The 24,498-nt window shown below is 71.7% G+C and carries 27 protein-coding genes; 5 read left to right on the top strand and 22 right to left on the bottom strand.

Annotation, left to right across the window (positions count from 1 at the left end):
- Positions 1 to 125: 125 nt before the first annotated feature.
- Positions 126 to 785: a response regulator gene (locus BJ982_RS21285; protein ID WP_184882684.1), complete on the bottom strand. Its 660-nt coding sequence runs from the start codon at positions 783 to 785 to the stop codon at positions 126 to 128.
- Between the two features lie 514 nt (positions 786 to 1,299).
- A complete protein-coding gene (locus BJ982_RS21280; RefSeq protein ID WP_184882682.1) occupies positions 1,300 to 1,485 on the bottom strand; it encodes a transposase in 186 nt (61 codons plus the stop codon).
- A gap of 174 nt (positions 1,486 to 1,659) precedes the next feature.
- Between BJ982_RS21280 and BJ982_RS21275 the strand changes: the two genes are divergently transcribed.
- Positions 1,660 to 1,959, top strand: coding sequence for a hypothetical protein (locus tag BJ982_RS21275; protein ID WP_184882681.1), 300 nt, complete (start codon positions 1,660 to 1,662; stop codon positions 1,957 to 1,959).
- 203 nt (positions 1,960 to 2,162) lie between these two features.
- Here the strand turns inward: BJ982_RS21275 and BJ982_RS21270 are convergent, their stop codons facing one another.
- From BJ982_RS21270 to BJ982_RS21225, 11 genes are all read right to left on the bottom strand, one after another.
- Positions 2,163 to 2,948, bottom strand: coding sequence for a phytanoyl-CoA dioxygenase family protein (locus BJ982_RS21270; RefSeq protein WP_184882679.1), 786 nt, complete (start codon positions 2,946 to 2,948; stop codon positions 2,163 to 2,165).
- A gap of 70 nt (positions 2,949 to 3,018) precedes the next feature.
- Complete coding sequence (locus BJ982_RS38575) at positions 3,019 to 3,267, bottom strand: ABC transporter permease family protein (protein WP_203958919.1); 249 nt, start codon at positions 3,265 to 3,267, stop codon at positions 3,019 to 3,021.
- Positions 3,264 to 3,950 carry an FtsX-like permease family protein gene (locus tag BJ982_RS21265; RefSeq protein WP_260413820.1) on the bottom strand — a complete coding sequence of 229 codons (687 nt, stop codon included), beginning with the start codon at positions 3,948 to 3,950 and terminating at the stop codon, positions 3,264 to 3,266. Before BJ982_RS21265 ends, BJ982_RS38575 begins: the two co-directional genes overlap by 4 nt.
- Positions 3,917 to 4,609, bottom strand: coding sequence for an ABC transporter ATP-binding protein (locus tag BJ982_RS21260; RefSeq protein WP_239122812.1), 693 nt, complete (start codon positions 4,607 to 4,609; stop codon positions 3,917 to 3,919). The genes BJ982_RS21265 and BJ982_RS21260 overlap by 34 nt, the downstream gene beginning before the upstream one ends.
- Positions 4,610 to 4,696: 87 nt before the next feature.
- Complete coding sequence (locus BJ982_RS41115) at positions 4,697 to 5,140, bottom strand: hypothetical protein (RefSeq protein ID WP_512700941.1); 444 nt, start codon at positions 5,138 to 5,140, stop codon at positions 4,697 to 4,699.
- 54 nt (positions 5,141 to 5,194) lie between these two features.
- A complete protein-coding gene (gene chrA, locus BJ982_RS21250; RefSeq protein WP_203958921.1) occupies positions 5,195 to 6,400 on the bottom strand; it encodes a chromate efflux transporter in 1,206 nt (401 codons plus the stop codon).
- Positions 6,397 to 7,038, bottom strand: coding sequence for an arsenate reductase/protein-tyrosine-phosphatase family protein (locus BJ982_RS21245; protein WP_203958922.1), 642 nt, complete (start codon positions 7,036 to 7,038; stop codon positions 6,397 to 6,399). The genes chrA and BJ982_RS21245 overlap by 4 nt, the downstream gene beginning before the upstream one ends.
- 106 nt (positions 7,039 to 7,144) lie before the next feature.
- Entirely contained in the window at positions 7,145 to 7,414 is a 270-nt protein-coding gene (locus BJ982_RS21240) for a superoxide dismutase (protein ID WP_184882675.1), read from the bottom strand.
- Positions 7,411 to 8,037, bottom strand: coding sequence for a superoxide dismutase (locus BJ982_RS21235; RefSeq protein ID WP_184882673.1), 627 nt, complete (start codon positions 8,035 to 8,037; stop codon positions 7,411 to 7,413). The genes BJ982_RS21240 and BJ982_RS21235 overlap by 4 nt, the downstream gene beginning before the upstream one ends.
- A 135-nt stretch (positions 8,038 to 8,172) precedes the next feature.
- Entirely contained in the window at positions 8,173 to 9,360 is a 1,188-nt protein-coding gene (locus BJ982_RS21230; RefSeq protein WP_184882671.1) for a PP2C family protein-serine/threonine phosphatase, read from the bottom strand.
- Positions 9,361 to 9,559: 199 nt separating this feature from the next.
- Positions 9,560 to 10,240, bottom strand: a complete 681-nt coding sequence (locus tag BJ982_RS21225) for a hypothetical protein (protein WP_184882669.1) — start codon at positions 10,238 to 10,240, stop codon at positions 9,560 to 9,562.
- A gap of 164 nt (positions 10,241 to 10,404) precedes the next feature.
- Here BJ982_RS21225 and BJ982_RS21220 point away from each other — a divergent pair, with 164 nt between their 5' ends.
- Positions 10,405 to 11,142: an MBL fold metallo-hydrolase gene (locus BJ982_RS21220; protein WP_239122814.1), complete on the top strand. Its 738-nt coding sequence runs from the start codon at positions 10,405 to 10,407 to the stop codon at positions 11,140 to 11,142.
- 17 nt (positions 11,143 to 11,159) lie between these two features.
- Here the strand turns inward: BJ982_RS21220 and BJ982_RS21215 are convergent, their stop codons facing one another.
- Positions 11,160 to 12,335, bottom strand: coding sequence for a TDT family transporter (locus BJ982_RS21215; RefSeq protein WP_184882665.1), 1,176 nt, complete (start codon positions 12,333 to 12,335; stop codon positions 11,160 to 11,162).
- Positions 12,336 to 12,405: 70 nt separating this feature from the next.
- Here BJ982_RS21215 and BJ982_RS21210 point away from each other — a divergent pair, with 70 nt between their 5' ends.
- Entirely contained in the window at positions 12,406 to 13,359 is a 954-nt protein-coding gene (locus BJ982_RS21210) for a LysR family transcriptional regulator (RefSeq protein ID WP_184882663.1), read from the top strand.
- A 29-nt stretch (positions 13,360 to 13,388) separates the two neighbouring features.
- Here the strand turns inward: BJ982_RS21210 and BJ982_RS21205 are convergent, their stop codons facing one another.
- Positions 13,389 to 14,636 (bottom strand): class I SAM-dependent RNA methyltransferase, encoded by a 1,248-nt coding sequence (locus BJ982_RS21205; protein ID WP_184882661.1) that lies wholly within the window; start codon positions 14,634 to 14,636, stop codon positions 13,389 to 13,391.
- A 14-nt stretch (positions 14,637 to 14,650) separates the two neighbouring features.
- Complete coding sequence (locus tag BJ982_RS21200; RefSeq protein ID WP_203958923.1) at positions 14,651 to 16,663, bottom strand: APC family permease; 2,013 nt, start codon at positions 16,661 to 16,663, stop codon at positions 14,651 to 14,653.
- 139 nt (positions 16,664 to 16,802) lie between these two features.
- On the opposite strand from BJ982_RS21200, the gene BJ982_RS21195 reads away from it, so the two are divergent.
- Both BJ982_RS21195 and BJ982_RS21190 read left to right on the top strand, forming a co-directional pair.
- Positions 16,803 to 17,471: a potassium channel family protein gene (locus BJ982_RS21195; RefSeq protein WP_184882657.1), complete on the top strand. Its 669-nt coding sequence runs from the start codon at positions 16,803 to 16,805 to the stop codon at positions 17,469 to 17,471.
- On the top strand, positions 17,471 to 18,130 hold the full coding sequence (locus BJ982_RS21190) for a potassium channel family protein (RefSeq protein WP_184882655.1): 660 nt from the start codon (positions 17,471 to 17,473) through the stop codon (positions 18,128 to 18,130). The genes BJ982_RS21195 and BJ982_RS21190 overlap by 1 nt, the downstream gene beginning before the upstream one ends.
- Before the next feature lie 19 nt (positions 18,131 to 18,149).
- Here the strand turns inward: BJ982_RS21190 and BJ982_RS21185 are convergent, their stop codons facing one another.
- The 6 genes from BJ982_RS21185 to valS all read right to left on the bottom strand — a co-directional run bounded on the left by BJ982_RS21185 (position 18,150) and on the right by valS (position 24,468).
- On the bottom strand, positions 18,150 to 18,902 hold the full coding sequence (locus BJ982_RS21185; RefSeq protein ID WP_184882653.1) for a DUF3159 domain-containing protein: 753 nt from the start codon (positions 18,900 to 18,902) through the stop codon (positions 18,150 to 18,152).
- Positions 18,903 to 18,930: 28 nt separating this feature from the next.
- The gene (locus BJ982_RS21180) at positions 18,931 to 19,320 is read right to left on the bottom strand and encodes an OB-fold nucleic acid binding domain-containing protein (RefSeq protein ID WP_184882651.1); all 390 of its coding nucleotides are present in this window, start codon (positions 19,318 to 19,320) and stop codon (positions 18,931 to 18,933) included.
- Positions 19,321 to 19,371: 51 nt separating this feature from the next.
- Positions 19,372 to 20,049, bottom strand: coding sequence for a DUF3710 domain-containing protein (locus BJ982_RS21175; protein ID WP_203958924.1), 678 nt, complete (start codon positions 20,047 to 20,049; stop codon positions 19,372 to 19,374).
- 22 nt (positions 20,050 to 20,071) lie between these two features.
- On the bottom strand, positions 20,072 to 20,506 hold the full coding sequence (gene dut / locus BJ982_RS21170; protein ID WP_184882647.1) for a dUTP diphosphatase: 435 nt from the start codon (positions 20,504 to 20,506) through the stop codon (positions 20,072 to 20,074).
- An 81-nt stretch (positions 20,507 to 20,587) separates the two neighbouring features.
- Positions 20,588 to 21,751 carry an AI-2E family transporter gene (locus BJ982_RS21165; protein WP_184882645.1) on the bottom strand — a complete coding sequence of 388 codons (1,164 nt, stop codon included), beginning with the start codon at positions 21,749 to 21,751 and terminating at the stop codon, positions 20,588 to 20,590.
- A 152-nt stretch (positions 21,752 to 21,903) separates the two neighbouring features.
- Positions 21,904 to 24,468, bottom strand: a complete 2,565-nt coding sequence (valS, locus tag BJ982_RS21160; RefSeq protein ID WP_184882642.1) for a valine--tRNA ligase — start codon at positions 24,466 to 24,468, stop codon at positions 21,904 to 21,906.
- Between the last annotated feature and the right edge of the window lie 30 nt (positions 24,469 to 24,498).

The following is a 24,498-nucleotide window of genomic DNA, read 5'->3' as shown; positions in this document are numbered from 1 at the left end:
TCTCCAGGTGATCCGACCGTCGGGGTTCGTTTCCCACCGGAAATGATAGTCGGCTATCAATTTCAGGTGACCTGCCGCGCCGGCCACACCTTCCCCTCGCCATCGGGCGGCGCCGGGCCGTCCGATCAGCCGGCGCCCGCCGCGCCGAGCCGGTAGCCGACGCCGCGCACGGTGTGCAGGATGGGCGGACGGCCGAGCTTGGCGCGCAGGTTGGTGATGTGGACATCAAGGGTGCGGGCGGCGGCCCTGCCCGTGTCGTGCCAGATCTCCAGCAGGAGCTGCTCGCGGTGGACGACCTTTCCCCGCCTCTCGGCGAGCTGCGTGAGCAGGCCGAACTCCTTGGGGGTGAGGCCGACGACGCGCCCGGCGCGCCGCACGGTGCGCGCGGCGAGGTCGAGGGTGAGGTCGTCGACGACGATGGTGGCGTTCGCGGCGGCGCGGGGGCGGCGCACCACCGCCTGGATCCTCGCCTCCAGTTCGGCCATGCCGAACGGCTTGGCCAGGTAGTCGTCGGCGCCGGCGCGCAGCCCGAGGACACGGTCCTGTTCCGCGCCCCTGGAGGAGAGCAGGATGATCGGGAGGCCGCCGAACCTCCGGATCGACCGGCAGAGGGCGAGGCCGTCCTCGTCGGGCAGGCCGAGATCGATGAGCACCACGTCGTACCCCGTGGCCTGCCGGGCCTCCCTGCCGGTGGAGGCATGCGCGACGGCGTAGCCGTACCTGCGCAGCCCGGCGGCGAGAGCGGCGGCCACGCGGCGATCGTTCTCGACGAGAAGAACGTTCATGCCGCCCCCTTTTTCGATCCCCGCGCTGGACACTAGCCAGCGGAATATCACCCAACAAGCCCCCGGCCGTCTATTTTCTATAACGCTTGCCAGAGGTATCACTCAGAGCGATGGAGGCCCGGGATTTGCGTATGGGGACCGCTCTTCTCGTCCTTACGGAAGGCATTATGAGCACTATTCATATTTCTCGGGATGATCCCCCGTTCGCGAGCCCCTTGGCCGGATCCTCCGGCACGTCCGGGTATTGACAAGGCCCACAGACCCGTACTGGCCCTCGGCCGGAGGCGTCGGAAGAGGGCAGCGCCGGAACCTTCAACGGGCGACCGAGAACGTCCGGCAATCCGTCCCGGAAGCCCTTTGGCCCGCGCACGGGCGGCACGCCGTCACGGCCACGGAAAGCGGCGCGGAATAGGCCGGGAAATTCCTCCGGGCGCGGCCGGAAATTCTCAGCAGGTGAGATGAACCGGAACGGCGAAACGACCCCGGGCGGGTCACGGAAGGCTCGATCGCCCCCTCATCGGTCGCGAGCCGGGAGGGGGATCACCTCGACCAGATCCTCCAGCGCGACGTGCGCGGCCAGCTCGGCCACCGAGCGGCAGTAGGCGACCAGGTAGCCGTACTGGCTGAGGCGCAGCAGCGGCCGGCCGTCCAGGCGGATCGCCTCCACGAGGTGCCCGCCGCTGCCCACCCATCGCGCCATGGCCGCAGGATAAGAAACCGCGCCCCAAGAGACGGCAAAGCCGCCGCGCCCGCACCTCGGACGGGGTCTTGACGCGCTCCGACCCGCAGGTATCTTTCGGTTAGGAAACTTTCCTAAGAATCGGTCGGCCGCCGGCTCCACCTCCACCCCCTTCACCGCCGGAGGAATGCACACGTGAGATCCAGGAAGTGGGCGGCTGCCCTCTCCTTCGCCGCACTGCTCGCCGTCGCCCTGCCGGGCGGCACCGCCTACGCCCTCCCCGACGACTGCACCACCTGGGTGTCCAACGGATACGTCTCCAGCCTCTGCACGAGCGGCACGGGAGAACACCAGATCTACCTGGTCGCCCGGCACGTGAACCCGCAGGTCGGCGTCATCACCAACGCCGGGCCCTGGGTTCCCGTGGGGTCGGTCTCGACGGCGCGCATCCCGGCGACGGGAAGCCTGCAGAACTACTGGGTCAACAAGCGCTGACCCACGGCGACGCCGGATCCCGCGGGACCCGAAAGGGCGGTCCCAGTGCCCGCCCCCCGTGGAAGGAGCGCGACTGATCCGCTCCCGGTCGCCGCGCGCCTCGCCGTCCTCCCTGCGGAGGACGGCGAGGCGTGATCGTCGTCGTGCCGCCGACGGTGATCCGGCCGCGACCTGAGCCAGGCGGTCCTGGGGACGGGCACGCGTCACTCGCGTCCGAGACCTCTCCTGATCGCGGCCTCGACCGGAGAGAAGGCCGCGTCCGGGCGCTCCAGCCGGAGCGGCACGGCCGGCACCAGCTTCGGCTGGCCCAGGAACCGCGGCTCCTTTCCCCTGTTCGGCCGGCCGGCGTGCACCAGGAACGGGTGGCACAGGTAGACGTCGCCCGCCCGGCCCGTGGCGTGGACGATCGGCCGGTGCCCGCTGGCGTCCTCCGCGCGCCGCGCCAGCTCCCTGGCGTCCAGGCCGTCCTCGCCCTCGGGTTCCAGGACCCGCGCCACGTCCAGGTGAGAGCCGGCGCGCAGCCGGGTCGGCGCGTCGTCCTCCCCCACGTCGGAGAACAGGAAGAACATCAGCAGCGCGCGGTCCCGGGACCGGACGTTCGCGCGCCAGGTCATGTAGTCGTGGGGGCCGGAGTCCCGGCCGGGGAAGCTCACGTCGACGTGCCACCCGTCGACGACGGCCGGCTCGCCGCCGGGAAAGCGGATCACGAAGCCCCCCAGATCGGCGCGCGGCAGCCACCGCCCCCTGCCCACGAGGCCGTCGAACGCGGCGTGCAGACGCGGCGTGCCGGCCGCGGCCCGGAACGGCGGCTGTCCGTACCCCGGCCGCGCCGCCACCGTCCGCGGCCACGTGCCCGGATCGGCGGGGTCTGCGCCCAGATCCCGCCAGATGATCCCCCGGCACTCCTCCGCGACCTCCCGCGAGAACGCCCCCTCGACCCGGACGAACCCGTCCGCCACGAACGCCTTCACCTGCGCGTCATCAAGCATGATCACAAGAATGCTCGACGCCGCGCCGCCCCGTCGCGGCATTTTCCGCCCATGATCACGCGGGCTCGGCTCAGAGAGCCTCGGTCACCGGTCGGCGACCGCCAAGGTAGGCGGGGACAGAGGTGAGCGCCGCCACCACGAGCGCGGTGGCGAGCACCGTGGCGATCAGCTGCCAGGGCACGGGAAGCGTGGCCTTCTCGCTGTCGCCGCCGGCGATCGTGTTGACGGCGGCGAACAGCAGGAAGCCTCCCGGGAAGAGGCCCAGGACGGCGCCGAGGAGCGCGGGCAGCACCTGCGCGGACGCCAGGGCGACGGTCACCTCGCGGGGGTCGCGCCGAGGGCGCGCGCCAGCGCCGACGTGTGCCGATTGTCGAGCACCGTCGCCCACGTGATGACGATGGCGTTGACCGCCGCCAAGGCGAGCAGGAAGACCGTCCAGACGAGGAGCACGTGCCGCAGCACCGCCACCTGGGCATCGGTGTACGCGCCGGTGCCCGGCTGAGCGCCGAGGAAGGCGTTGAGCACGAGGAGGACGTAGATCCCGCTGACCGTGACCGCGACGCCGGCCACGCCCAGCACGACCCGGCGCGGCCGGCGGGCGGCGACCCGCAGGGCCAGGAGCAGCGGGACCGGCAGTCGCGCCGAGAGAGCGATCAGCCACCCGGTGCGGCGCGGCGGGCGTGCCGCGTCGGCCAGCGCGCTGACGGTGCTGGAGCGTGCGCCGCGCACGGCCGGGACGGCGGTCGCCACGACCGCGACCCCGAGGGCCACCCCGGTCACCAGACCGGCCGTGGACCACGTCAACGGCGCCGTCCCCGCGCCGCCGACGAGGCCCGCGCTCGACTCGGTGAGCAACGGAGCGGACAGCGCCCCGATCACCAGCCCGGCCGCCGCCGCGACGACGGCCACCAGGAGATGCTCGGCGAGCAGCACGGCGGCGACCAGGCCCGGTGTGCCGCCGACCGCTTTCAGCAGCCCGACACGCCTGGTCTGATCGGCCATCCGGCCCCCGACCAGCACCGCGAGACCGGCCACCGCCAGCAGGGCGAGCAGCCAGACCCCGAGCCGGACTCGTGCAGGCTCTCGAAGAGCTGGAGAACGTCGAGGGTGGCGGCGCTGTCCAGGTTTCCCGTCGGTTCGTCGGCGAGCACGACCAGCGGTTCGTTGCTCAACGCCCGGGCGACCGCGACCCGCTGCCGCTGACCGCCGGACAGAGCGGAGGGCAGGAAACGTGCCCGGCCCGCCAGCCCGAGCCGATCCAGCAGCTCTTCGGCGCGCCGCCGGGCGGCCCGGGGCGAGTGTCCGGCGAGCAGCGCCGACAGCTCGACGTTCTCGACGGCGGTGAGCTCCTCAATCAGGTGAAAGGACTGGAAGACGTAGCTGACGCCGGTCCGTCGCAACCGGGCCAGGGCCTTCTCGCCGAGGTCGTCGATGCGACGACCGTTCAGCGACACCTCTCCCCCCGAGGGCCGGTCCAGCCCGCCGAGCAGGTGCAGCAGCGTGGACTTACCACATCCGCTGGGCCCCATGATCGCCACCGTCTCCCCCGCGGCGACGTCGAGATCGACCCCGTCGACGGCGCGTACCAGCCCCTCCCCCTTGCCGTACTCCTTTCGTAACCCGCGGGCGCGCAGCACGGGCGTGTCGGCGGCATCGTTCACGATCCACTCCTTCGGCGGGCCCAATTCTTCTCGTCGGCAAGCCCGTCGTCCAGTGACGGCACAAATGGGGCAATCATGGGGGGTGGCTCAATCGGACAGGCGGCTCCGGTTGTCGTTCATCGTGTCCACCGCCGGGCCTGGCGCCACGGTGCCCGGCCGTGACGAAAGCGGGCAGGTATGACCGGATCGTGGGGATGGGACCTGCTCATCGGTCTCGCGGCCGCGATGGTGGTCGCCTGGCTGGCTCTCATCGTCGCGCTGGCCGTCGTCCGGCCCCGCGGCGGGCTGATACGCGAGGCGCTGCGGCTGCTCCCCGACACGCTCCGCCTGGTCCGCCGTCTGGCGGCCGATCCCGCGCTGCCTCGCGGCATCCGTGTGCGGCTGGCGCTGCTGCTGGCCTATCTCGCCTGCCCGATCGACGTGATCCCCGACGTCATCCCCGTTCTGGGGTACGCCGACGACGCCATCATCGTCACCGCGGTCCTGCGCTCGGTCGCCCGCCGCGCGGGCCTGGAGGCCGTGCGCCGGCACTGGCCCGGCACCGACGACGGCTTCGCCGCCCTCGCCCGGTTGACCGGCCTGATCTCAGCCGAGCAAGGTGTGGGCGAGGCCGATGAGGGCGCCCCCGGCGATGTACCAGGCGTTGTTGAGGCGGGTCCTCCACAGCAGCGCCAGCGTGACCAGGGCGATGGCCGCGGTCGGCCAGTCGATGATCGCGGCCCGGCCGAGCTCGTAGGACACCCCGGCCATCAGGGCGAACGCGGCGGCGTTGAGACCGTCCAGCAGGGCCGAGGTCCAGTCGCTGGAGCGGAGCCTGTCGGTGAGTTTGGTGAGCAGGCCGACGAAGACGAACGAGGGCAGGAAGATCGCGACGGTGGCCAGGAAGGCGCCGACCGGGCCGGCGACGAGGTAGCCCAGGAAGGTGGCGGTGGTGAAGAGCGGGCCCGGGGTGACCTGGCCGATCGAGACGGCGTCGATGAGCTGCTGGTCGGTGACCCAGCCGAGCCGGTCGACGAAGTCGCCGCGCAGGAAGGCCAGCAGCACGTACCCGCTGCCGTACAGCACCGAGCCGATCTTCAGCATGGTGAGAAACAACTGCGCGAGCTGCCCCCCGGTGGGATCGGCGAGGACAGGTGACCCGCCGAGGCCAAGCAGCGGCACGGACAGCAGCCCTTGGGAGGAATCGCGGCGAAGCCGGTGGACCCGCCGGACGGCCGCGGCCAGCAGGGCGCCGGCGGCCAGGATCAGCAGCTCGTTGACGCCCAGCAGGTAGGCGGCCACGGCGGCGATCGCCAGCACGCCGAGCCAGACGTTCTTGACGACCGTGCGGAGCAGGCCGGACAGCGCGTGCGCGATGATCGCGATCACCGCGGGGACGACGCCGTACAGGATGCCCTCGACGGCGGGGGTCTGGCCGTAGGTGACATAGGCCCAGGCCAGCGCGGTCACCATGAGCGCGGCCGGGAGGATGAAGCACACCCCGGCGGCGATCAGGCCGCGCCCGCGGGCCCGGTCGTAGCCCAGGTGGATGGCCAGTTCGGTGGAGTTGGGGCCGGGGATGAGGTTGGTGGCGCCCATCAGGTCCACGAACCGCTGGTCGTCCACCCAGCCGCGGCGGCGCACCAGCTCATCGCGCATCATCGCGGTGTGCGCGGCCGGCCCGCCGAAGGCGATCGCGCCCAGTTTGAGGAACACCAGTGTCACCTCGCGCAGGCGGCGCCGGGTCGCTTCCCGGTCCTGGTCGGCCGGGTCGCCTGGGATGTCGTCCCGTCTGGGTTGCTTTGTGGTCACGTGCGACCGGTGTCCGCCACGACCGTGGTGAGTGCGGCGAGCCGGTCGACGCGCGCGCCGAGCCGAGCCAGGACCTCTTCGAAGATCTCGTCGGTGCCGGCGGGGCCGGGGTCGGGGACCGACCAGTGCACCCGGCGGGGTGTGGGGGTCAGCTCCTCGTTGGCGTTGTCGCAGACGGTGACGACCAGGTCAGCGGGTTCGATCACGTCCCGGACGTGCGCCGTGCCGCGGGTGCCCAGGTCCAGGCCGTGGCTCTCGGCGATGCGGACGGCCCGGGGGTTCAGTCGGGGACCGGGGTGGGTTCCGGCGGAGGTGACGGGGATGCCGCTGCGCGTCGTCCACAGTGCGGCGGCCAGCGGGGAACGGGCGGCGTTGCGGGTGCAGACGAACACGACGCGGGGCGCGGTGATGCTCGTGCCGGGGGTCAGCGCGTCCAGTGCCGAGGGAATCAGCCTCACGTAGAAGCGGCGGCGGTCGGCGTGGGACCGGGTGCGGGCGACGAGACCCGCGTTCTCCAGCACCCGCAGGTGATGGGCCAGCAGGTTGGACGGCAGGCCGAGGGACCGCCCCAGCTCCCCGGGGGACAGATCGCCGGCCACCAGGTGGTCCACGATCGCCAGTCGCCCCGGGTCGGCCAAGGCGTGATGCAGCGCGACACGCTCACGCCGGCCACTTCCCTCAATGTCCATTGAGGGAATGCCGGCGGAGATGCTCCCATGAGTCAAACGGGGCCGGCCGGTTCCCTTACCGGCCCGGGGGCGGCTTGAGTACGGCGGTGGCCATGTGCAGGGTCAGCTCCTGCACAAGGTCGTCCATGCTCTGGCCGGTCTGGGCGCGCACCAGGGATAAGGCCAGCTCGGCGAGCAGGCAGAACCCGCGGACCCGGGCGGGGTCGTCGGGAAAGGCGGCGAGAAGCGCCTCGGCGCCGACGAGGTCGCCGCGGTGCTTGGCGGCGATCACGCCGGCGGCCTGCTGGGCGTGGACGAACAGCAGGGCCGGGTCAGGATGGTTCATCCCAGGCCGGGGATCGCCGGGGTGGCCGCCCGGGCGGCGGTGAAGCGCGCGGTGACGTCGGTCCAGTTGATCAGGTTCCACAGCCGGTCGACGTAGTCGGGGCGCACGTTGCGGTACTGCAGGTAGTAGGCGTGCTCCCAGGCGTCGAACACCAGGATCGGAGTGGAGCCCTGGCCGACGTTCCCGTGGTGGTCGTAGACCTGCTCCACGATCAACCGGCGGCCGAGCGGTTCCCAGGCCAGCACGCCCCACCCGGAACCCTGCACCGTCTTGGTCGCCGATGACAGCTGCGCGGCGAAGGCGTCGAAGGAGCCGAAGTGCTCCTCGATCGCCGCGGCGAGCTCGCCGTCGGGACGGTCGCCGCCGTCGGGAGACAGGTTGTTCCAGAAGATCGAGTGCAGGACGTGCCCGGACAGGTTGAAGGCCAGAGTCTTCTCCAGGCCGACCAGCCCGGCGTAATCGCCCCGGTCGCGAGCCTCGGCGAGGCTGTCGAGCGCGTCGTTGCCGCCCTTGACGTACGCGGCGTGGTGCTTGCTGTGGTGCAACTCCAGGATCTCGCCCGACATCGCCGGTTCGAGTGCCCCGTAGTCGTATGGCATGTCCGGCAAGGTGTACGCGGCCATCACGACCCCTTTTCACTTGGTGCTATAGATTTGCTGTTGCTAACTAATCGCAATAACTACCGTAGCGAGATCCGCACCGCCGTTCCACCTTCGAGAACCGATTGGTGTCCGGGCCCTGGAGCGGCACCGGCCGTTCTAAGACGTGGTGCCACTGTGGTCGGGTACGGGGCCGTGCCAGTCGAGGCATATGACGGTGGCGTCGTCGGCCATGTAGCCGCCACAGGCCCGCAGCACCGCACCGGTCAACGCTTTGACGACCTGTCTGGGGTGCCGGTCGCGGGTCTCACGCAGAAGGGCGGGCAGGTCGACGGCTTCGGCGGTGCGCTCCTGCATGCCGTCGGTCAGAAGGATCAGCCGGTCGCCGGGGCGCAGGTCCAGGTGCTGGACCTGGTAGGTGCCGGACACGTCGACGCCGAAGGGCGGGTCGGCGTCGAGGGGCATTTCCGTCACCGTGCCGCCGCGCAGGCGCAGCGGGTGCGGGTGGCCGGCGTTGACCAGCTCGACGTTGGTCCCGTCCAGGCGGACACGCAGTAGTTGCCCGGTGGTCAAAGCACCACGGCCGTGGTCCAGAAGGGCCTGGTGGGTGCGGCGTGCCTGCTCGGCGATGCCGGCTTCCGCGCGGCGGGCTCCGCGCAGGGCGTTCACCGTGAGGGTGGCCAGAAGCGCCGCGTCGACGTCATGGCCCATGGCATCGGTGATCGAGACGTGCAGGGTCTCACGGTCGAGGGTGTAGTCGTAGGTGTCGCCGCCGATGGCGTCGGCGGGCACCAAACCCGCGGCGAGGGCGAAGGTGCTCGCTTCACAACAGGAAGCGTCCGGCAGGAGCTGGTGCTGGATCTCGGCGGCCAGGCTGAGCGCGGTGGTGCGCCGGCCCCACTGGTAGAGGTCGGTGAAGCGCCGGTCGGCGATGATGATGTAGGCGAGCGCGTGCGCGGCCTCGGCCACCTGTTCCAGCACATCCGCGTCGCAGCGGGGCAGGGTCACCTCCAGCACGCCGATCGTGTCGCCGCGGTTGGTGACCGGCGCGATCACCCGCTGCCTCTCACCGCCGTCCGACACCTGGTACGGGTCCTGCGTGCACAGCACCTTCTCGTAGTCGCTGCCGTCGAGCAGAACACGCTCGGCATGCTCTCCGCTCTGTGACTCGGGGTTCTCGGTCACCCGCACCAGCTCGTGTCCGATGAAGTCGACGTGCAGGAAGGACACCCGCTCGGCTCCGAACCGCTCTCGCAAGTTCCGCGCCACCACGTCCAGCGACTCCACCGGCGCGGCGCCCTCCGCCTCTTCGAGCAGCTCTGCCAAACGCAATCGATGCTCGCCCATACCTTCAGACTTCCCTCTGGCCGGACCGGATCACATAGAGGGTCGCCCCGAGCGGCCCCTCTACGGCAGGGACCCCGTGCCGGGCCCGTGGCGAGGGCGGCTGACCGGTGCCTTCGAGATCCTGCCCGGCCGCCCGCCGGCGAGCTACGACGGGACACGACCTGGGCGGTGAACGCGAGCTGGTCGGCGTCGGAACGGATCAGAGGGTCGTGGTGAGGGGGATGCCCGCCAGCAGGCGGTCGCGCAGGGCGTCGCCGCGGATGCCGATCTCGGCGAGGTCGTCGGGGCCGGGGGCGCCGGTGACCAGCAGTTCAGGCGCGAGCAGGCGGCTGAGCGGGGCCTCGGGCGCCGGGTCGGCCAGACCGCCGATGGAGGCGGTGGACAGGTCGAGGTAGGCGGGGGTGAGCGTCCTGCCGTGCAGGGTGCCGGCGACCAGGTCGGGGCAGAACTCGTTCCAGAAGATCGAGACGGTGGCGCGCAGGTCCCCATGGATCATCACCAGCTTGTCGGTCATGTCGCCGACGAAGGTCTCGGCCGTCACGTGGCCGCGCACCACCAGCTTCGTGTCACCGGCCAGGTAGATGTTCCTCGCCCGCAGGTCGCCGAGGACGATCAGCGCGGCGGCCCCGTCGTCCACATTGGTGAGGTTCCCGTCGACGACCAGGTCCCCGTCCACGACATACCCGGTGGCCGCCTCGGGCGTGCCCTCCTGCCACGGCGTCCGCTCGTGCTCGTCGAGGGGAAGTTCGCCGGTCACCGCGGCGGACCCCGGCACCAGGATGTACTCCTCCTCGTACAGGTTCTCGTACGTCCCCTCCGGCAGCCCACGCCGCTCGAACAGGTCCACCGCATCGTCCCAGGCGAGGTAACTCGATCGCATGCGCGCGACCATAGCAGCGCAGCCAACCCGTACCTGCCCCGAACCGGCGTCGTACGTGGCCCGCACATTGGCTGCGACAACACTCACCCCAAGGCTCGCCAACGTCCCGATGACCATCGTCCATGGCCTGTCTGCGAGGCTGGCATCCTGTACGGATGCGACAAGTGACCGTTCTTGGCAGTTGTGGTGCATTTCCCGAGCCGGGACGTGCCTGCAGCGGGTTCGCGGTGGACTGGGACGGTTATCGCCTGCTGCTCGATCTGGGGTACGCCACGCTGCCGCGGCTCCTCGCGCACTGGCCGGACGGGGCGGTGGATGCCGTCGTCGTCACCCACGAGCACCCTGACCACTGCATCGACCTGCACGGGTTGTTCCGGATGCGGTTGTACGGCGATCCCGGTGGGCCGCGGCTGCCGTTGTACTGCACACCGGGCGTGCTCGACCGACTCGGCGGCCTGGAGCCCGACGTCGACCTCCGCGCCGTCTTCGATGTGCATCCGCTGCCCGGCAGCCACCGGGTCGGGCCGTTCAGGCTCACCGGATTGCCGCTGCCGCACTACGTGCCCAACGCCGGCATCCGCGTAGAGGCCGACGGGGTCGCCCTGGCCTACACCGGCGACACCGGCCCCGCCCCCGCACTCGCCGAACTGGGCCGCGACGCCGACCTGTTCATCGTCGAGGCCACCGACCACGACGGCGAGACCGAACGCCCCACCCGCAATCTGCTCGCCTCCGCGGAGGCCGGTCACTGGGCCCGCCGCGCCGGCGCCCGCCGACTGATGCTCACCCACTTCTGGCCGGGCAACGACCGAGCCACCGCCGTGGCCACCGCGCGCAAGGAGTTCGGCGGTGAGGTCCTGGCGGCCGAGGAAGGACTCACCGTCACACTCGGGCGAAACTGAGCAAAGCCCGTCATGCCCTACGAGGACGGACGCGCTGCGGGCGGGGGCGGCAAGAAGAGCGTTCCGCGGGCGCCGGAGGCGGCTGTGCGCAGGGCGACGGTGAGCCAGGCGGCCACCAGGCACGCGTACAGGATCACGGCCGTGATCTGGAGGGCAACCGACCCGGTAAGCGCCGCCAGAGCGCTGGTGCCGGTCACGCAGGTGCCGACGGGGAAGGTGAAGCTCCACCAGGTGAGGGAGAAGGGCAGGTGCTCCCGGACGGTCCGCACGGTGACGGTGGCGGCCAGGGCCGTCCATGCCATCGCGAAACCCCAGGTGGGCAGGCCGTAGAGCAGGCCGAAGGCACGGGCGGCGGCGGCGTAGGGGGCGGGCAGCGCGAGCGCGGCGACGCCGCCGAGCTGGTTGGCCGCCGTCACCGACTGGCCGAGCGGTCCGAGGACGATCCACAGCGTGGGCACCATGGCCGCGGGACCGACCGTGTGGTGGACGAGCCGGGTCCAGATCTGAGCGATGATCAGGAGAGCGGCGAAGACGCTGACGCCGAACATCGCGTAGCAGGCGAGCACCAGGGTCAGCCGCCCCTGTCCCGCCGTCGCGTACGGGACGAGCAGGGCTCCGGTCGAGGCGGAGACCATCGGCGGCACCACCGGCATCAGCCATCCGCCGAACGCCGCGTCCGCCGCGAACGTGTGGCGCGACATCATCCGGTAGGGGATCAACACGCTGGTGACCAGGCCCAGCAGGGTTCCCGCCGACCACAGGACGACGTCCACGGCGAGGGCGGCGGGGAGCCCGATCCAGTCGCGTCCCAGCGTGAGGGTGCCCGCGCCGACCGTGAGCAGGGCCATCGCGGGCGCTCCCCAGAAGTGGGCCATCACCGGATGGGCCGCGTGCGCCCTGGCCTCGGGGCGATGGCGGGTCCAGTGGACGGACCTGGCGGCGGTGAGCGTCACCAGCAGGAGCCCCGCCAGCGCCCAGACCACGGTGGCGGCCGTCCGCATGCCCGTCACCCGCACCGGCAGCGTCCCCGCCGCGTTGGCCACGATGCCCGTCCCCATGACGGAGGCGTACCAGTTGGGGCCGAGGTGGCGGAACAGGTCGGCCGGGCGCTCCAGGTCGCGCAGCAGCCCGAACGGGAGCCGCGCGCCACGGGTGTGCCCGGCACGCGTGGGGAGCAAGGTGACAGAGGACATGGATCCACCCTGGTCAGGGCGTACCGGCCTCGGTAGGGGCCGATTTGGGATGTCCCCATAGACTGCGCCTATGACTTTGCCGAGCAGGGTCAGCGACCTCGCTCCCTTCGATCTGCTGCTCTCCGTCGCCCGGCTGGGCAGCGTCGGAGCCGCGGCGCGCGCCCACGGCATCTCCCAGCCGACGGCGAGCGCGCGGATCAGCGGCATGGAGCGGCGTCTCGGAATCGCGTTGATCAAGCGTTCCGCCCGGGGTTCACGCCTCACCGACGAGGGCGCCCTCGTCGCCGACTGGGCCCGCGCCGCCGTGGAGGCCGCCTGGTCGCTGGACGCCGGGATCACCTCGCTGCGCGGCATCCGCGACGACCGGCTTCCTGTGGCCGCGAGCCTCACCGTCGCCGAGTACCTCCTGCCCCGCTGGCTCGCCGCCCTGCGCTCGTCCGCCCCTGACACCTCTGTGGCGCTGACGGCGGGCAACTCCGGCGACGTCGCCACCGCGGTGCTGAGCGGCGCGGCGTCGATCGGCTTCATCGAGGGCCCCGGCGTGCCCGAGGGGTTGCGCTCCCGCGTCGTGGGCCACGACACGCTGACGGTCATCGTCGCTCCCGGCCACCCGTGGGCCCGCCGCCGCTCCGGGATCACTCCGGAGGAGCTCGCGGCCACCCGGCTGGTCAGCCGTGAACACGGCTCGGGGACGCGCCGCCACCTCGAACTGGCCCTGCGGAGCCGTACGGAGCGTCCTCTGGCGGAGCCGCTGCTGGAGCTGTCGTCCACCACCGCCATCAAGGCCGCCGTCGCCGAGCGCGTGGGCCCGGCGGTGCTCAGCTCCCTGGCCGTGGCGGGCGAACTGGCCGGCAGGACGGTCGTGTCGGTGCCGGTCCTGGACGTCGACCTCGAACGCACGCTACGGCTCGTACACCCCTCGGGCCGCGCCCTCACAGGGGTCGCCGCCCGGCTAGCCGAGATCGCCGTACGTTCCGCCCGGCACGCCCCTCCCCCACCCACGAACACGTCCGAACCTGGGTGAGCGAGCCAAGCGCCGCCCCGCCGCGGTGATCAGGCCGTGTCCTTCACCAGGAGGGCCACGGCTTCGACGTGGTGGGTCATGGGGAAGGCGTCGAAGGCGCGGAGGTCCACAAGGGGGTAGCCGTGGTCGGTGAACCAGGCGAGGTCGCGGGCCAGGGTCGCCGGGTCGCAGGAGACGTAGACGATTCTGGCGGGGTCCAGGGCGGACACGCGGGTGACCACGTCGCGGCCGAGGCCGGTGCGTGGGGGGTCGACCACGACGACGTCGGCGCGTTCGACGCCGAGACGGTCCAGCGTGTCCTCGACGCGGCCGCGCTCGACGCGGGCCTGGTGCAGGTCGCGCAGGTTGTGACGGGCGTCCTGGACGGCGCGGGCGTCGGACTCGATGCCGAGCACCGCGCCCTCGGGGCCGGTGGCCTCGGCGAGGCCCGCGGCGAACAGCCCCACGCCGCAGTACAGGTCGAGCGCCCAGTCGCCGGGGCGCACCGCGGCGAACTCCATGACGGCCTCCAGCAGCACCGCGGCGGCGCCGGGGTGGACCTGCCAGAACCCGCTGCCGGTGACCCGGAACTCGCGGTCGCCCACCCGCTCGGTGAGCGCGGTGCGGCCGCGGACGGCCCGCACGTGGCCGCGGCCCTCGTCCACCAGGACGTAGGCGTCGGCGCCCAGCTCGGGCACGGCGACCGTGCGGTGGCCCTTCGGCGTGACGACCACGGCCCGCTCCCCCGTGGAGGAGGCGATGCCCTCCACGGCCGTGGCGCCGCGCCAGTTGTCCCGCTCGACGCCGATCCGCTCGACCTCGGGGTGGGCGATCAGGCAGGCGTCCACCGGCTCGATCTCGTGGGAGCGGTGCCGGCGCAGGCCCGGGTGGCCGTCGGGCGTCACGGCGAACTGCACGCGCGTGCGCCAGCCGAGGCCCTTCGGCGAGCCGGGGACCTCCTCGACGTCGACCTTCACCTCGATCCCGGCCAGCCGCCTGAGCTGCTCGGCGAGGATCTCGGCCTTGAAGCCGCGCTGGGCGGCGAGGGTGGCGTGCTGCCAGTCGCAGCCCCCGCAGCGGCCGGGGCCGGCGAACGGGCAGGGCGGCGTGACGCGGTCGGGCGAGGCGTCGAGGATCTCCACCGCGTCGGCGCGCAGGAAGCGCGTGGTCTCGTCGGTCACCTCCGCCAGCACGCGCTCGCCGGGCAGGGCGTGGCGGACGAACACCACGCGGCCCTCATGCCTGGCGACACACCAGCCGCCGTTGGCCACGCGCTCCACGTCGAGTTCGATCGGCACTGCGGTTCCCCCGCTCACATCTTCACCTGATCATCCTTACGCGCCTCAGCGTAGGGCCGGCGGACCGATCCGGGGCCGAACGACTCCGGTCTGCCCTTGAGCCGGTCGGAGGAGACCAGCTGCCAGGGCACGCTGGTGACCATCACACCCGGCTGGAAGAGCAGCCGTCCCTTGAGCCGGAGCGCGCTCTGGTTGTGCAACAGATGTTCCCACCAATGACCCACGACATACTCGGGAATGAAGACCGTCACGACGTCGCGCGGCGAGCGGCGGCGCAGGCTCTTGACGTATTCGAGCACCGGCCGGGTGATCTCGCGGTACGGCGAGTCGAGGATCTTCAGCGGGACGGGTAGCCCCCGCTCCTCCCATTCTCGCTGAAGCTGCCTGGCCTCTTCGGAGTCGACCGCCACCGAGATGGCCTCCAGCGTCGAGGGACGGGTCGCCCTGGCGTAGGCCAAGGCACGCAGCGTCGGCTTGTGGATCTTGGAGAGCAGGACGATGGCGTGGTTGCGCGCCGGGAGCATCGACTCGTCGACCTGGGTCTCCTCCGGCGTCGCCAGCTCGGTCGCCACGTTGTCGTAGTGGCGCCTGATGCCCCGCATCAGCACGAACAGCACGGCCATGGCCGCGCAGGCGATCCAGGCGCCGTGGGTGAACTTGGTGATCAGCACGACGACCAGCACCAGGCCCGTGACGGTCGCGCCGAACGCGTTGATCAGCCGCGACCGCCGCATCTGGCCGCGCTTCTTCGGGTCGGTCTCGGTGCTCAGCAGCCGGTTCCAGTGCCGCACCATGCCGGTCTGGCTGACCGTGAACGACACGAACACCCCGACGATGTAGAGCTGGACGAGGCGGGTGGTGTCGGCCCCGAAGGCGTAGATCAGCAGCCCGGCCATGGCCGCCAGCATCACGATGCCGTTGCTGAACGCCAGCCGGTCGCCCCGGGTGTGGAGCTGGCGCGGCAGGTAGCGGTTCTGGGCCAGCACCGACCCGAGCACCGGGAAACCGTTGAAGGCGGTGTTGGCGGCCAGCACGAGGATCAGCGCGGTCATCGCGGTGACGATGTAGAACGCCACCGGGAAGTTGCTGAAGACGGTCTGGGACACCTGGGCGATCACCGGGTCGGGGTGGGCGACGACCCTGCCGGCGGCGTCGTGGACCTCGCTGCCCACCGACGGGTCGGCGAACTTGGCGCCGGTGATGTAGGCGAGGGCGGTGATGCCGGCGAACATCGTGGCGGCCAGCAGCCCGAGCGCCAGCAGCGTGTTGGCCGCGTTCTTGCCCTTGGGCTTCTTGAAGGCGGGGACGCCGTTGCTGATGGCCTCCACGCCGGTCAGCGCGGCGCAGCCGGAGGAGAACGCGCGCAGCAGCAGGAAGAACAGGGCGAAGCCGCCGATGCCCACGCTCTCGCCGGTCACGGTGAAGTCGGCCGTGGGGGCCTTCAGCTCGGTCCCGAGCGCCAGCCGCCCCGCGCCCCAGATCATCATGCCGAAGACGCTGATCATGAAGGCGTAGGTGGGAATGGCGAAGGCCAGGCCGGACTCCCGGATGCCGCGCAGGTTCATCACCGTGAGCAGCGCGACGATCACCAGCGCCGCGGCGACCTTGTGCTCGCGCAGGAACGGGAGCGCGGCCCCCAGGTTCTCCACGCCGGACGACACCGACACCGCCACCGTCAGCACGTAGTCGACCATGAGCGCGCTGGCGACGACCAGGCCGTAGTTCGAGCCGAGGTTGGTGGTGGCCACCTCGAAGTCGCCGCCGCCGCTCGTGTAGGCCCGGACGTTCTGCCGGTAGGACGCGACGACCGTCAGCAGGATCACGACGACGGCGAGGGCGATCCACGGCGTGAAGTGGTAGGCGGCCAGCCCGGCGACGCCCAGGGTGATCAGGATCTCCTGCGGGGCGTACGCGACGGACGACAGCGCGTCGCTGGCGAACACCGGCAACGCTATGCGTTTGGGCAGCAACTGCTCGTGTGCCTGCGCGCTTCTCAGCGCGCGGCCCACGAGTAACCGCTTGACCATATCTCCAACCTTCGCCACGAGTGAAGATGCTAGTCGTGGCCGTAGGTGCTCCTCACACGGCGCTGGCAGAACGGGTCATACTTGGCCTCGTAGCTGTATAAGGTCCAGAAGTCGCCGCTAAAGCCTTCAGCGGGGGAGCATGCACATCGTCATCATGGGATGCGGCCGGGTGGGTTCGACCCTGGCCCATATCCTCGAAGACAGCGGCCACTCGGTCGCGATCATCGACAGGGATCCGCAGGCGTTCCGGCGGCTGCGGCCGGGCTTCCGCGGGCGCCGCGTCACCGGCATCGGCTTCGACCGCGACGTGCTGGAGGAGGCCGGCATCGAGTCCGCCGGCGCGTACGTCGCCGTGAGCAGCGGCGACAACTCCAACATCATCTCCGCCCGGGTGGCCAGGGAGACCTTCGGGGTCGACAACGTGGTGGCCCGCATCTACGACCCCCGCCGCGCCGAGGTCTACCAGCGCCTCGGCATCCCCACGGTCGCGACGGTGCGCTGGACGGCCGACCAGATCCTGCGCCGGGTGCTACCCGAGGGCACCGAACCGCTGTGGCGCGACCCGACCGGCACGGTGATGCTCGCCGAGGTCGCCTACCACTCGGCCTGGATCGGCACCCGCACCCGCGCGCTGGAGGAGGCCGGGGGCACCCGCGTCGCCTTCCTCAACCGCATGGGCGAGGCCTTGCTGCCCAAGGAGGACACCGTCCTCCAGGAGGGCGACATCCTGCACGTGATGGCCGCGGAGAACGACATGGACCGGATCAACAAGGTGCTGTCGGCGGCACCCGAGGAGGAGTCGCACTGATGCGCGTCACGATCGCGGGAGCGGGCGCCGTCGGGCGGTCCATCGCGGCCGAACTGCTGGAGAACGGTCACGAGGTCCTGCTCATCGACATCGACCCCAAGGCCATCAAGATCGACAGCGTGCCGCAGGCGGAGTGGCTGCTCGCCGACGCCTGCGAGATCTCCTCGCTGGACGAGGCCGGGCTGAACAACTGCCACGTGGTCATCGCCTCGACCGGCGACGACAAGACCAACCTGGTGGTCTCGCTGCTGGCCAAGACCGAGTACGGCGTGCCGCGGGTGGTCGCCCGCATCAACCACCCCAAGAACGAGTGGCTGTTCAACGAGTCGTGGGGCGTGGACGTCGCCGTCTCCACGCCGCGCCTGCTGTCGGCCCTGGTCGAGGAGGCGGTCAGCGTCGGCGACCTGGTGCGCCTGATGACCTTCCGGCAGGGGCAGGCCAACCTGGTGGAACTCACGCTGCCCGAGGACGCCCCGGTGGTCGGCCAGCGGGCCGGCTCGGTGCCCTGGCCGCAGGACTCGGCCCTGGTGGCGATCCTGCGCGAGGGACGGGTGCTGGTTCCCACCGACGACGACCCGCTGGAGGCGGGCGACGAACTGCTGTTCGTGGCCAACCAGGAGGTCGAGCAGGAGCTGGCGCACCTGCTGGCCCCGCACTGAGCCCGGGCCGCGCCGGGCGTCAGGCGCCCGGCGCGGAGGGGCCCGTGATCGGCGTCCGGCCCCGGGCCAGCACCCAGACCATCGCGGCGAGCCCGGCGACCTGCAGCGGCCAGCCGAGCGCGACCTTGGCCACCCCCAGCGCCGCCACCTGATCGGCGTAGTACAACGGAAGCTGCACCACCACGCGCAGCACGCACGGCAGGATCAGCAGCCACGTCAGCCGCGAGCACAGCCGCACCACGCCCGGGTCGCGCCGCCAGCCGGTCGGGTCGCCGGTCACCGAGCCGATCAGGAAGCCCACCACCGGCCATCGGACGACGACCGAGAACGTCATGGCCACGGCGTAGGCGGCGTTGTACCAGATGCCGGGCAGGAAGACGTCCTTGGCCTCGCCGGACTTGCTCGCGAAGAACGCGCCGACGCCGATGCCGATCAGGCTGTTCAGCACGAACTGCACGGTGGAGCGCTGGGCCAGGCGCACCACCAGCAGCAGCACGGCCGCGCCGATGCCGACGATCAGCGAGAGCTTGAGCTGTTCGCTCGTGATCCAGGTGATCGTGAAGGCCACCGTCGGGACGGCGGCCTCGATGATGCCGCGCACGCCGCCGAGCGCCTTGGCGAGCTGCGCCCGGATGGCCGCCTCGACGGTGTCGTGGGCCGCCTGCTCACCGGCCGCCGCCTCCGCGACGCCCGCGGGCGCGGCCCCGTGACCCTCGCCGGCCGGTGCGGGCGTCTCGTCCGACGTCCGCGCGCCGTCTCGGTCCATGGTCATTGGTCTCCTCGGCTGGTGGAACCCGTGGTCACTGGCCGCTTCCCGGCAGCAGCTCGTAGCGGGGGTTGAACATGACCTTGCGGCCGTCCTGGACGCTGACCAGGCCCTCGGCCCGGACCACCCGCCCCGGCTCGACCCCGACGATCTTGCGGCGGCCCAGCCAGACCAGGTCGACGACGTCGGAGCCGTCGTACAGCTCGGCCTCCAGGGACGGCACGCCGCCCCGGGGGCGCAGCGTGACCGTCCTGAGCGTGCCGGCCACGCAGAACCTGCGGCGCTGGGCGCACGAGGCGATCGGCGTGGCGCCGTACTGGTCGAGGTCCTCCTTGAGCTCCTCGGCCTCCTGCTCGGCCCTGCTCGTCGTCAGCCGACGGAAGAACCCGCGCAGCCCGCGTTTGACAGGCTCTGCCGTACTCATGTTCCGCTCAACTCCTCCGGGAGCCCCCTGCGATACTGCCCGCAGCTTACGTCAGCGGGTCTCGGTGATCTCGGGTCCTCGCTCGAAGGGGTTCAGGCCCGTCCGGCCCTGCTGCGCCGCCTGCTGCTCGACGGCCTGGCGGGCCTCGGTGGGCAGCCGCAGCTCGATCGGCTCCTTGGGCGCCATGGGCTGGTCGCCGCGCACGACGACGATGTCGCGCACGACGTCCTCCAAGGTGGCGGCGGTCTCGGCGTCGGTGACGGCGCGGCCGCTGATGACCCCGCGCAGGAACCAGCGGGGCCCGTCCACGCCGATGAACCGCACCGGCCGGGGGCCGCCGTCCTGCTCGACCTCGGCGGCGAGCTCGGTGCCGAACGGGCCCTCCCGCTCCTCGCAGGAGCCGCCCGCGCCGGTCACCTCGCGGGCCAGCTCGGCGCGGATCTCGTCCCAGATGCCGCTCCTCTTGGGCGCGGCGAACGCGTGGACCTGCAGGGCGCTCTCGCCGACCAGGACGACGGCGCCGACGAGCTGGTCGCCCGCGACGTTGAGCTGGACCTCGAACCCCGGGCCGACCGGCAGCAGCATGCCGCCGAGGTCCACCCGGTCGATCTCGGGATAGGGCTCGTCGGAGTCCCATGGTCCCGACTCGCGGGCCGACTCCGGTGTCGCCTCCTCGACGGCGTCCGGGGCGGTCTCCGCTGTCTCCTCGCGACGGCGGCGTCGGAACACTTCCCTCACACTCCTTATCGACTCATCGGCCGGTGGAGCCGAACCCGCCGGCGCCGCGCGCCGAACCCGGGAGTCGCTCCACCTCATGGAAGGCCGCCTTCTCGACGCGCTGGACGACGAGCTGGGCGATGCGGTCACCGCGCCGGACGTGGAAGGCGTCCTTGGTGTCGGTGTTCAGCATGGTCACGTGGATCTCGCCGCGGTAGCCGGCGTCGATGGTGCCGGGCGCGTTGACCAGCGCGACGCCGAACCGGGCGGCGAGGCCCGAGCGCGGGTGGACGAAGGCCGCGTATCCGTCGGGCAGCGCGATGGCCACGCCGGTACGGACCTTGGCCCGCTCGCCCGGGAGGAGCTCGACGTCCTCGGCGGCGTAGAGGTCGGCGCCCGCGTCCCCCGGGTGGGCGTACGCGGGGATCGGGAGTTCGGGGTCGAGTCGCTGGATCAGCACCTCGATCATGTGTTCACCTCGTCGCCCTCAGCCTCAAGCTACGCCACCGGCGGCGCCGCGGCGTCACCGGTGTGCTCATGAAGGGAGACCTTACCCGCTGTGCTGAGGCGAGACGTCCTCTCCCGCGCCGGGCACGCGGCCGGCGGGCGGCTTGGGCGGCGCCGGTGGCTCGTGGGGCTCGCCCGGCGGCAGCTCGGGCGGCGTTCTGCGCAGTTCGGGCAGGGCACGGTACAGGACCGCGACGATGGGGACGGCGATCGCCGCTCCGGCGATGCCGCCGAGGACGCCGCCGATGGCCAGCACCAGGATGATGGCCAGGGGGTGGAACTTCACCGCGCGGCCGACGATCAGCGGCTGGAGCACGTGGTTCTCCAGTTGCTGCTCGACGACGAGGATGCCGACGAAGACCAGCGCGAAGATCATTCCCTTGGCGCCGAGGGTGACGAGCGTGGCCAGGCCGCCGGCGAAGAAGATGCCGACGATCGGGATGAAGCTGGCCACGAAGATGAGCACGGCCAGCGGCGCCCACAGCGGCACGCCCATGCCGAACAGGACGATGCCGATCACCACGCCGTGGATGGCGGCCACGATGACGGTGCCGTGGATGTACTGCGACAGGGTGTGCCAGGCGGCGCGGCCGGCCCTGTCGACGCGCGGCGCGGCGCCGCCGAAGGCGCGCAGGAACCACGACCAGATCTGGCCGCCGTCCTTGAGCAGGAAGAACGTGACGAACAGCAGCAGGACGATCGAGGCGAGCACCTCGACGAAGACCGTCGCCGTGGACAGGATCGTGCTGGTGATGGCGCTGCGCTGGGTGTTGATCTGCCGCACGATCTCGTTGACGATCTCGGTGAGCTGGGCCTCCTTGAGCTGGAACGGCCCGGTCAGCAGCCAGTTCTGCACCTCGCGCGCGGTGACCTGGACCTGCTCGGCCAGCCGGGGGAACTCGTCGTTGGCGCGGATGCCGATGATGAACCCGAGCCCGACGATGACGGCGAAGGCGAGCAGCATGGTGATCCACGTCGCCCAGATGGAGCGCATGCCCGTCTCGCGCAGCCGGTCGGTGAGCGGGAAGAGCAGGGCGGTGAGCAGCAGCGCGATGGCCACCGGTAGCGCCACGAAGCTCAGCCTGACGATCACCTGTACCGAGAACCAGACGACCACGCCCGTGACGATGAGGCGCCAGCTCCAGGCCGCCATCGCCGACAGGACGGGCGGCACGCCGCGCCCGTCGCTCTCCCTTTCCACGATCACCTCTCCAGACTGGCACGCCGGGAAGCCGAACGCGCGCAGCTTACCGACCGGTTGAGGCTGCTCCGGTTCTGATCTGTCCCCCGGCGTCCCCTCCGTCCCCCGGCGCGGGCTCACGGACGCGGGCCGGGGGCACGGAGGAGCGCGGAACCGGATCAGGCGGGAGCGGCCTGCGCGAGCGTGACCTCGACCCGCAGGTCGCCGTCCTCGTCGTGCCGCAGGACGAACTCCTCGACGGCGCCGGCCGCGCACAGGTCGTCCTGGGCGGGGCGCACGAGCGCCACGGAGGCGCCGGCGACGCTCAGCCGCGCGACCTCGGCCCGCATGGACAGCTTGGCCGAGGACTTGGCCTTGCGGACCTCGCGCAGGACCTCCGACACCGTGGCGAGCACGCCGGGGTCGCCGGGGGCGGCGGCGCCGAGCTCGGCCGGGGACGGCCAGGCGGCGCGGTGCACCGAGCCGGGCCGCCACCAGGACCAGACCTCCTCGGTGACGAACGGCAGGAACGGGGCGAACAGCCGCAGCAGCACGTCCAGGGCCGTGCGCAGCGCGGCGCGCGCCGAGGCGGCGCCCTCGTCGTCGCCGTAGGCGCGGGCCTTGACCAGTTCCAGGTAGTCGTCGCAGAACTCCCAGAAGAACCGCTCGGCGGCCTCCAGGGCCCGCGTGTAGTCGTAGCCCTCGAAGGCGGCGGTGGCCTCCTCGGTGACGGCGGCGAGCCGCGCCAGCATGGAGGCGTCCAGCGCGTGGAACTCCCCCGGCTCGGCGGGGGCCTCGCCGAGGCCGAGCACGAACTTGGAGGCGTTGAGGATCTTGATGGCCAGGCGGCGGCCGACCTTGATCTGCCCGGTGTCGAAGGCGGTGTCGGTGCCGGGCCGCCCGCCGGCCGCCCAGTAGCGCACGGCGTCGGAGCCGTACTCCTGCAGCAGGGCCATCGGCGTGACGACGTTGCCCTTGGACTTGGACATCTTCTTGCGGTCGGGGTCGAGGATCCACCCCGAGATGGCCGCGTGCCGCCAGGGCAGCACGCCGTTCTCCAGGTGGGCCCTGACCACCGAGGCGAACAGCCACGTGCGGATGATCTCGTGGGCCTGCGGGCGCAGGTCCATGGGGAACACGCGGGCGAACAGGTCGGGGTCGCGCTCCCAGCCGGAGACGGTCTGCGGCGAGAGCGAGGACGTCGCCCAGGTGTCCATGACGTCGGGGTCGGCGGCGAAGCCGAAGGGCTTGCCCCGTTGCTCCTCGGCGTACCCGGGCGGCGCGTCGCTCGCCGGGTCCACCGGCAGGGACCGCTCGTCCGCCGCGATCGGCGACTCGTGGATGGGACGGCCCTCGGAGTCCAGCGGGTACCAGACGGGGATCGGCACGCCGAAGAAGCGCTGCCGTGAGATCAGCCAGTCGCCCGCGAGCCCCTGCACCCAGTTCTCGTAGCGCACGCGCATGTGCGGCGGGTGCCACTCCAGCTCGCGGCCGCGCTCGACCAGGGCCTCGCGCAGGGCCGCGTCCCGGCCGCCGTTGCGGATGTACCACTGGCGGGTGGTGACGATCTCCAGCGGGCGGTCGCCCTTCTCGTAGAACTTCACCGGGCGGGAGATCTTGCGCGGCTCGCCGTCCAGGTCGCCGGAGTCGCGCAGCATCTGCACGAGCCGCTCGCGGGCGGAGTGGGTGGTCTTCCCGGCCAGTTCGGCGTACGGCCCGGCGGGGACGCCGTCGGGCGGCTCGGGCAGCAGGCGGCCGTCCCAGCCGATGACCGGGCGGGTCGGCAGGTCCAGCTCGCGCCACCAGACGACGTCGGTGACATCGCCGAAGGTGCAGATCATGGCGATGCCGGAGCCCTTGCCCGGCTCGGCGAGGCGGTGCGCCACGACCGGGACCGGGACGCCGAAGATCGGGGTGGTGACGGTGCGGCCGAACAGCGGCCGGTAGCGCTCGTCGTCGGGGTGGGCCACCAGGGCCACGCAGGCGGGGATCAGCTCCGGCCGGGTGGTCTCGATGAACACGCCGTCCTCGTGGGCGGTGCCGGGCGCTCCGCCGAAGCGGATCCGGTGGAAGGCGCCGGGCCACTCCCGGTCCTCCAGCTCGGCCTGGGCGACGGCCGTGCCGAAGGTGACGTCCCACAGGGTGGGTCCCTCGGCCAGATAGGCCTCCCCGCGCGCCATGTTGCGCAGGAAGGCGCGCTGGGAGGCCGCGCGGGAGGCGGCGTCGATGGTGGCGTAGGTGAGCGACCAGTCGACCGACAGGCCGAGGTGGCGCCACAGCTCCTCGAACGCCTTCTCGTCCTCGGCGGTGAGCCGCTCGCACAGCTCGGTGAAGTTGCGCCGCGAGACCCGCGCCGGGCGCTTGGGGTCGGGCGCGGCGGGCGGCGTGAACGCCGGGTCGTACGGGAGGGAGGGGTCGCAGCGGACGCCGAAGTGGTTCTGCACGCGGCGCTCGGTGGGCAGGCCGTTGTCGTCCCAGCCCATGGGGTAGAAGACCTCACGACCGCGCATGCGCCGGTAGCGGGCCAGGGTGTCGGTGTGGGTGTAGGAGAAGACGTGTCCGACGTGCAGCGACCCCGACACCGTGGGCGGGGGCGTGTCGATCGAGTAGACCTCGTCGCGGGTCTTCGACCGGTCGAAACGGTAGGTGCCCTCTCCATCCCAGCGGGCCGCCCATACCGCTTCGAGGCCGTCCAAGGAGGGCCTGTCGGGAACGGTGGCACGGTGCGGTCGCTGTTGGGTCATGGCGCCTTATGGTATGGCGTCGCGGCGGCG

The sequence above is a fragment of the Sphaerisporangium siamense genome, assembly GCF_014205275.1.
Lineage (GTDB): Bacteria > Actinomycetota > Actinomycetes > Streptosporangiales > Streptosporangiaceae > Sphaerisporangium > Sphaerisporangium siamense.
The sequence above is the reverse complement of the archived record's forward strand: the minus strand, read 5'-3'. Positions and strand labels throughout refer to the sequence as shown.